This window comes from Parahaemophilus parainfluenzae, assembly GCF_001053575.1.
GTDB classification, from domain to species: Bacteria; Pseudomonadota; Gammaproteobacteria; order Enterobacterales; family Pasteurellaceae; genus Haemophilus_D; species Haemophilus_D parainfluenzae_S.
This window is the reverse complement of sequence record NZ_JVSL01000030.1, coordinates 1-8,268: the sequence shown is the minus strand read 5'-3', so window position 1 is coordinate 8,268 and position 8,268 is coordinate 1. Positions and strand designations below refer to the sequence as shown.

The following is an 8,268-nucleotide window of genomic DNA, read 5'->3' as shown; positions in this document are numbered from 1 at the left end:
AAGGTCGGGGTCGCGAGTTCGAGCCTCGTTTCCCGCTCCAAATTCTCAATCCGTTGCTGAAAAGCAGCGGATTTTTTTATTGTATTTTCCCTACATATTCCCTTCAAAATACGATAAAATCCCCCAGAAACTTTAACCTAAAAAATCACTCTAAGAATGACCGAATTAACCCAATACATTCCTGATGAAGGCACGATGCTCCGTTTTGGTAAAAAACTCGCAGAAGTGCTTGTAAAACAACCGAAAGATAACGCTATTGTGCTTTATTTTAATGGCGATCTTGGTGCGGGAAAAACCACCCTGACTCGTGGAATGGTGCAAGGTTTAGGCTACCAAGGCAATGTCAAAAGTCCTACTTATACCTTAGTGGAAGAGTATAACATTGCAGGAAAAATGATTTATCACTTTGATTTATATCGTCTTGCCGATCCTGAAGAATTGGAATTTATGGGCATTCGTGATTATTTCAGCCAAAATTGTATCTGCTTAATCGAATGGGCAGAAAAAGGTGAGGGCATCTTGCCTGAAGCTGATTTATTGGTGAATATTGATTATTACGACGATGCTCGCAACATTACGCTAATTGCTCAAAACTCAGTGGGCGAGCATATTTTGACACAACTATAAAATTGATTTACATGAAAGCAAAATTTTCGTTTCTTTTTGGAATATTTTCTCTAATTTCTACTACCGTATTTGCCGCGCCACAATGGACAATTGCCATTGATCCTGGTCATGGCGGTAAAGATCCCGGTGCTATCGGAAAAAATTTAGGCATTTATGAAAAAAATGTCACCCTTTCTATCGCGCGAGAATTAAAAGCCTTATTAGATAAAGATCCTAATTTCAAAGGTGTTTTAACACGCAGTAGCGATTACTACATTTCCGTGCCAGAACGTTCTGAAATCGCACGTAAATATAAAGCAAATTTCCTTGTGTCTATCCATGCTGACTCCTCTCTCAATGCAGACCAACGTGGCGCATCTGTTTGGGTGCTATCCAATCGCCGTGCCAACGATGAAATGGGTCAATGGTTAGAAGATGATGAAAAACGCTCTGAGCTTTTAGGTGGCGCAGGAAAAGTACTTTCCAATAACAATGACAAATATTTAGATCAAACTGTACTCGACCTACAATTTGGTCACAGCCAACGTACAGGCTACGAACTTGGTAACAGCATTTTACGTCGCTTTGCTCGCGTAACCTCCTTAAGTCGCAGCACGCCACAACATGCGAGCCTTGGCGTATTGCGTTCACCCGATATTCCTTCTGTTCTGGTGGAAACAGGTTTCCTTTCCAATATGGAAGAAGAACAAAAACTGAATACCATTGCTTATCGTCGTCGTATTGCTTATATGATTTATGAAGGTTTGGTTGCTTATCGTAATGGTAATTTAAAAGCGATTGCCGTTCCACCTAGTGATGAGCAAGACAGCAAATCTACAAAATCAAACGATAAAAACAATGAAAAATCTGACCGCACTTCAGATGTCAAAGACAGCGGTATTCGCCATAAAGTGAAACCAGGTGAAAGCATTGGTAGTCTGGCGAACAAATATGATGTCAAAGTCAGCGAAATCATTGAGTTAAATAAACTGAAACGCAAAGAACTTTGGTTAAATGAAACCATTAAGATTCCTGATAATGGCAAAGGCAAAAAAGCAGAAGAGCCAACTAAAAAAGAAGAGAAAAACACTGAAAAATCAGACCGCACTTCCGATGTCAAAGACAGCGGCGTCCGTCATAAAGTGAAACCAGGTGAAAGCATTGGTAGTCTGGCGAACAAATATGATGTAAAAGTCAGTGAAATTATTGAATTAAATAAACTAAAACGTAAAGAACTTTGGCTGAATGAAACCATCAAAATTCCAGATAACGGCAAGGGTAAAAAGGTAGAAGAAAAACCTAAATCGGATGATAAAACCAAAGCCGATAATAAAGGAAAAAACAGCAAAATTGTTGAAGCTGAAAAAGCGGTTTCTAAAAAAGATCAAAAACAAGAAAAAGCTGAGAATAAAAAAGATACTTCTTCAAAAGGAAATGAGAAGAAAGATGATGGCAAGAAAGAAACCCCGCTTTACCATACAGTGAAAGCCGATCAAACTATCTATGCTATCTCTCGTGAATACAATGTACCGGTTAATCGTCTTTTAAAACTGAACCCAACATTGAAAAACGGCAAAGTCGTGACTGGTCAAAAAATTAAACTTAAAGAAAAATAAGGAATCCTATGGCAATCAAAATTCTTTCTCCACAGCTGGCTAATCAGATTGCCGCAGGTGAAGTGGTCGAACGCCCTGCCTCTGTGGTGAAAGAATTGGTGGAAAACAGCCTTGATGCCGGTGCCAATAAAATTCATATAGATATTGAAAACGGCGGTGCCAGCCTGATTCGTATTCGAGATAATGGCAGTGGCATTCCTAAAGAAGAATTAAGCCTCGCACTCGCTCGACACGCAACCAGTAAAATTGCCGATCTTGATGATCTCGAAGCCATTTTAAGTTTAGGTTTCCGCGGTGAAGCCCTTGCTAGTATCAGCTCGGTTTCTCGTCTCACGCTTACCTCTCGCACAGCTGAGCAAAATGAAGCGTGGCAGGTTTACGCACAGGGACGAGAGATGGAAACTACAATTAAACCTGCGTCTCATCCAGTCGGTACAACAGTTGAAGTGGCGAATCTCTTTTTTAACACGCCAGCTCGTCGTAAATTCTTACGCACCGATAAAACAGAATTTGCTCATATTGATGAAGTCATTCGCCGAATTGCTTTAGCAAAATTTAATATCGCTTTTACGCTCACTCATAACGGCAAAATTGTTCGACAATACCGCCCAGCGGCAAATGAAGAACAACAACTAAAACGCGTTGCTGCCATTTGTGGCGGTGATTTTGTTCAACATGCCTTACGTATTGATTGGAAACATGATGATCTGCATCTTTCTGGCTGGGTGGCGACACCTGAATTTACCCGTTCTCAGAATGATTTAAGCTATTGCTATATCAATGGACGAATGGTGCGTGATAAAGTGATCACCCACGCCATTCGTCAAGCTTATGCGGAGCATTTGCATACTGAGCAATACCCTGCATTTGTACTATTTATCGATCTCAATCCACATGATGTCGATGTCAACGTGCACCCAACAAAACACGAGGTGCGTTTCCATCAAGCGCGTTTAATTCATGATTTTATCTGCCAAGGCGTAACAAATGCGCTCAATGCCATTCCTCAAGCTGAATTGGATTTAGCGTCAACGATGAATGAGGCAAGAGAGCCTTCGGCTTCATATCAAACCCACTATGAACCTAAACCCAATCGTGCGGCGGCTGGGCAAAATATTTTTGCCTCGCATTATCATCAGCCTCGTGAAAAACAATCAGAGAATCGACCGCACTTTTCAAACCGTAGTGACTACGTTCCGTCATATGGTTATCGTGAACAACCGACAAAGACCGAACAACGCTTATATGGGGAATTAATACGCCCTGCGGAAAATTCTCAAGTTTCAACAACACCTGTCGTTGAACAACTCCCACAGACAAGTGAAACAGGCTATTTACGTGCATTGGCATTAATTGAAAATAAAGCATTGCTTTTACAACAAAATCAGCAGTTTTATTTGATGTCATTAGCTAAATTGCAAACCTTAAATTATGAATTAACCTTACAACAAGGTGAAATTTCACAACAGCCGTTGCTCATTCCGATTATTTTTCGCTTAGATGAAAAACAATTTGAACAATGGCAAAAACAAAAAGCCTATTTTCAACAAAGTGGTTTTGAATTCATTGAGAATGAAGCCCAGCTACGCCTTACATTAAACAAAGTACCCGCTATTTTACGTACACAAAATTTACAAAAATGTGTGGTGGGTCTGCTTGCTAAACATCTAGAAAATATGCCTGATTTCCTGACCGCACTTTGTCATACGCTAGAGATGAAACCAATTCAAGTATTAGCGGATGCGGTCAGCTTATTAAGTGAAACGGAACGCTTACTGAATAAAACTCATCAAGAAAAATTTAATACATTACTGAAACCGATTAACTGGCAGCCTTTTTTAAGCGATTTGTAATATGACACAAAAAACTGACTCCAAACCAACCGCACTTTTTCTGATGGGGCCAACGGCCTCCGGAAAAACAGATCTTGCTATTCAATTACGTCAAAGCCTGCCCGTGGAAGTGATCAGCGTCGATTCTGCATTAATTTATAAAGGCATGGATATTGGTACGGCAAAGCCTTCTAAAGAAGAACTAGCCCTTGCCCCCCACCGCTTAATCGATATTTTAGATCCCGCTGAAAGTTATTCCGCGATGAATTTTCGTGATGATGCACTCAGAGAAATGGCTGATATTACCGCGCAAGGTAAAATTCCGCTTTTGGTTGGCGGCACTATGTTGTATTACAAAGCATTGATTGAAGGCCTTTCTCCCCTTCCATCTGCTGATGAAAAGTTACGGTTAGAGATTGAAGAAAAAGCGCAGAAATTTGGCTGGCCAGCACTTCATCAAGAATTACAAAAAATTGATCCTATTTCTGCAGAGCGTATCAATCCAAATGATTCGCAGCGAATTAATCGTGCATTAGAAGTATTCTATTTAACGGACAAATCATTAACGGAATTAACCGAACAAAAAGGCGAAGAATTGCCTTATCAATTTTTACAGTTTGCTATTGCACCAGAAGATCGCGCGGTATTGCATCAACGTATCGAACAACGTTTCCATAAAATGATCGAATTAGGTTTCCAAGAAGAAGTGGAAAAACTCTATCAACGAGAAGATCTCCATCCTGATTTGCCTTCTATCCGCTGTGTGGGCTATCGCCAAATGTGGGAATATTTACGTGGTGACTATGATCATGAAGAAATGGTCTTCCGTGGCATTTGTGCGACTCGCCAATTAGCCAAACGACAAATCACCTGGCTACGCAGCTGGAAAACACCATTAAATTGGCTAGATAGTCTGCAACCGCAACAAGCCAAAGAAATCGTACTACGCAAGATTGACGAACATTTTAAGGGGTAAATTATGGCGCTTTCACTTCCGCTTTCGACTGAAAAACTCATTCAACTTGGCGAAGTGCTTTGCCAATATTTCCCCGAAATGAATCTTGATGAATTAACCCAACAAATCGAGCGAGATGCAACAGATCTCACGACGCCAATCGGACAAATCAACTATGCCATCAGTCTGTCTGATTTCTTGGAAAAAGTCTTAAAAAAACAACCGCACTTTTTAGCTCAATGGTGGCAACATCCTCCTCAATTTTCAGATTGTCAACATTATGGCAGCTGTTTAGCTAACCAACTCTCTACTATCCAAAACGAAGAACAGCTTTACAAAACGCTACGAGATTTTCGTAATCAAGAAATGGCGAAGCTCAGTTTCTGCCAAAGCTTGAATCTTGCCACCGTAGAAGAAATTTTTATTCGTCTTTCTCAACTTGCTGAGAGCCTTATCATTGGTGCGAGAGATTGGCTGTATAAACAAGCTTGCGAAGAAATGGGCACGCCTTGTGATGAAAATGGCAACCCACAGCAACTCTATATTCTTGGTATGGGAAAATTAGGTGGTTTTGAACTAAATTTCTCCTCTGATATTGATTTAATTTTTACCTATCCTTCACAGGGAGAAACCGTTGGTGCAAGACGAGCCATTGACAATGCTAAATTTTTTACCCGTTTAGGACAACGTCTGATTAATGCATTGGATCAATTTACGCCAGATGGCTTTGTCTATCGTACGGATATGCGCCTTCGCCCTTTTGGTGACAGCGGTGCGCTAGCCTTAAGTTTTTCTGCAATGGAGCAATATTACCAAGATCAAGGGCGAGACTGGGAACGCTATGCCATGATCAAAGGGCGTATTTTAGGCGCTGATGCGCAAGATCCCTATGTAAAAACCTTGCAGCAATTACTTCGCCCCTTTGTGTATCGACGCTATATTGATTTTAGTGTGATTCAAGCTTTACGTGAAATGAAAGGTAAAATCGAGCGTGAAGTACGTCGTCGTGGCTTAAAAGACAATATTAAACTAGGCGCAGGCGGAATTCGAGAAATCGAATTTATTGTACAAGTTTTTCAACTGATTCGTGGTGGACGTGAGATTAAGCTCCAACAACATGAATTGCTTAAACTTCTCCCTGAAATACGAGATCTTGGGTTAATTACACCTGAACAATATCATGAATTAAGAGAAGCTTATATCTTCCTTCGTCGCACTGAAAACGTGCTACAAGCCATTGATGATCAACAAACGCAACTACTTCCAACAGATGAAGAAAATCGTCTTAGATTGATGGTTGCTTGTCGAGAATACACTTATTTAGATGAGAATAATCAGGCTACGATAAAATCTTATCCAATTGAAAACTGGGATGATTTCTATCAAATTCTACAAGCACACCAACAAAAAGTGCGGTCAGTTTTTGATGCATTAATTGGTGAAGAAAAAGATGAACGTAGCGATGAGAATAATCAGTGGATTGATTTTTTAGAAAGTGATCTTGATGACATTGAACAAATGTTGGTTGATAATCACATTGATGATGACGCAATTTCCGATATCTTAGATAAACTTATTCAATTCAAAGAGGGACTTGCGCGCCGTGTTATTGGCTCTCGTGGTCGAGAAGTTTTAGCTCACTTATTGCCAAATATCTTCACTCAAATATTTGAACAAAAAAATTACCGCACTTTATTGCCACGCATCCTCAATATTGTCGATAAAATTGCGAGTAGAACGACGTATTTAGAATTACTCTTAGAAAATCCCCAAGCCATTGAGCAGCTAATTGAACTATGTGCGCAATCCCAGATGATCGCTGAACAAGTGGCTCGCTATCCTATTCTACTCGATGAATTATTAAATACTGAAGCGCTACGTAATCCATTACCGTTCACACAGTATCCTGATGAATTGAAGCAATATATGCTGCGATTACCTCAAGATGATGAAGAACAATTTATTGACGGTTTACGCCAATTCAAACAGTCTATTTTATTACGCGTTGCAGCGGCCGATATTCTCGGCGTATTGCCTGTTATGAAAGTGAGCGATCATCTCACTTATCTGGCTGAAGCGATCATTGATGCCGTTGTCAATTTTGCTTGGCAACAAGTCAGTCAACGCTTTGGTGTACCGGAACATCTAGTAGGTAAAACAGAAAAAGGCTTTTTAGTCATTGGCTACGGTAAATTAGGCGGAATTGAACTCGGGTATAAATCCGATTTGGATTTAGTCTTTTTATACCAAGCGGTTGAAGGCCAAACTATTGGAGGGAAAAAATCCATTGATAGCAATCAATTCTATTTAAGATTAGCTCAAAAAATTGTCAGCATTTTTAGCATGAATACCAGTGCAGGCGTACTTTACGATGTTGATATGCGATTACGACCTTCAGGCGATGCAGGCTTATTAGGCTGTTCACTTCAAGCATTTGAAAACTATCAACTCAATGAAGCATGGATTTGGGAAAAGCAAGCACTTGTCCGTAGCCGTGCTATTTTTGGAGAAACTGAATTAAAAACAGAATTTGAAAAAATTCGCTGTAATGTGCTTTCTGCTCAAAGAGATATTAATCAGCTAAAAATTGAAGTAAGAGACATGCGTGAAAAAATGTACGAACATTTATCTCATACAAAAGAAGGCTTTTTTAATATCAAAACAGATCGTGGTGGTATTACCGATATTGAATTTATCGCCCAGTATCTGATGCTCGCGAATGCCCCAGCTAATCCAATATTAACCAAATGGTCTGATAATGTCCGTATCTTTGATTCAATGGCAGAATATCACATTATTTCTCTAACAGAATGTGAAAAGCTCAAATCCTGTTACGTGACACTGCGTAATAAAATCCATCACCTGAACTTACTAGGAAATCCTGTCATTGTTGATGATTCGGCATTTGCAGAAGAAAGGGAATTTGTTTGTTCTTTCTGGAATAAGCTCTTTTCTTAAAAGATTAAAGGAGTCTATCTCCAGATATTTGGGATAAACTCCTTTTTATATATTCTTTACATAAAAACAGACTAACTTTCTACCACACTTATATTGTCAAAGTAATCTTTAACAAAACTCCATAAACAAAAACCCCAAGCCATTCAGCTCAAGGTTCACATTCAGTACCTGGCGGTGTCCTACTCTCACATGGGGAAGCCCCACACTACCATCGGCGCATCGGCGTTTCACTTCTGAGTTCGGTATGGGGTCAGGTGGGACCACCGCTCTATCGCCGCCAGGATTATTCCTTTAATAACTT

At 40.0% G+C, this 8,268-nt stretch carries 5 protein-coding genes and 1 rRNA gene; 5 read left to right on the top strand and 1 reads right to left on the bottom strand.

Going from position 1 to position 8,268, the window contains the following annotated elements:
• Positions 1–156 precede the first annotated feature (156 nt).
• Genes tsaE through glnE form a run of 5 tightly spaced genes read left to right on the top strand, consistent with a single transcriptional unit; the run spans position 157 to position 7,967 of the window.
• Positions 157–627, top strand: a complete 471-nt coding sequence (gene tsaE, locus AC979_RS05885) for a tRNA (adenosine(37)-N6)-threonylcarbamoyltransferase complex ATPase subunit type 1 TsaE (protein ID WP_049373343.1) — start codon at positions 157–159, stop codon at positions 625–627.
• Positions 628–638: 11 nt separating this feature from the next.
• A complete protein-coding gene (locus AC979_RS05880) occupies positions 639–2,222 on the top strand; it encodes an N-acetylmuramoyl-L-alanine amidase (protein ID WP_049373342.1) in 1,584 nt (527 codons plus the stop codon).
• Positions 2,223–2,230: 8 nt separating this feature from the next.
• A complete protein-coding gene (gene mutL, locus AC979_RS05875; protein ID WP_049373340.1) occupies positions 2,231–4,075 on the top strand; it encodes a DNA mismatch repair endonuclease MutL in 1,845 nt (614 codons plus the stop codon).
• Between the two features lies 1 nt (position 4,076).
• Positions 4,077–5,030, top strand: coding sequence for a tRNA (adenosine(37)-N6)-dimethylallyltransferase MiaA (gene miaA, locus AC979_RS05870; RefSeq protein ID WP_049373339.1), 954 nt, complete (start codon positions 4,077–4,079; stop codon positions 5,028–5,030).
• A 3-nt stretch (positions 5,031–5,033) separates the two neighbouring features.
• A complete protein-coding gene (gene glnE, locus AC979_RS05865) occupies positions 5,034–7,967 on the top strand; it encodes a bifunctional [glutamate--ammonia ligase]-adenylyl-L-tyrosine phosphorylase/[glutamate--ammonia-ligase] adenylyltransferase (RefSeq protein WP_080971319.1) in 2,934 nt (977 codons plus the stop codon).
• A 166-nt stretch (positions 7,968–8,133) separates the two neighbouring features.
• Here glnE and rrf read toward each other — a convergent pair.
• Positions 8,134–8,249, bottom strand: a 5S ribosomal RNA gene (rrf, locus tag AC979_RS05860).
• Between the last annotated feature and the right edge of the window lie 19 nt (positions 8,250–8,268).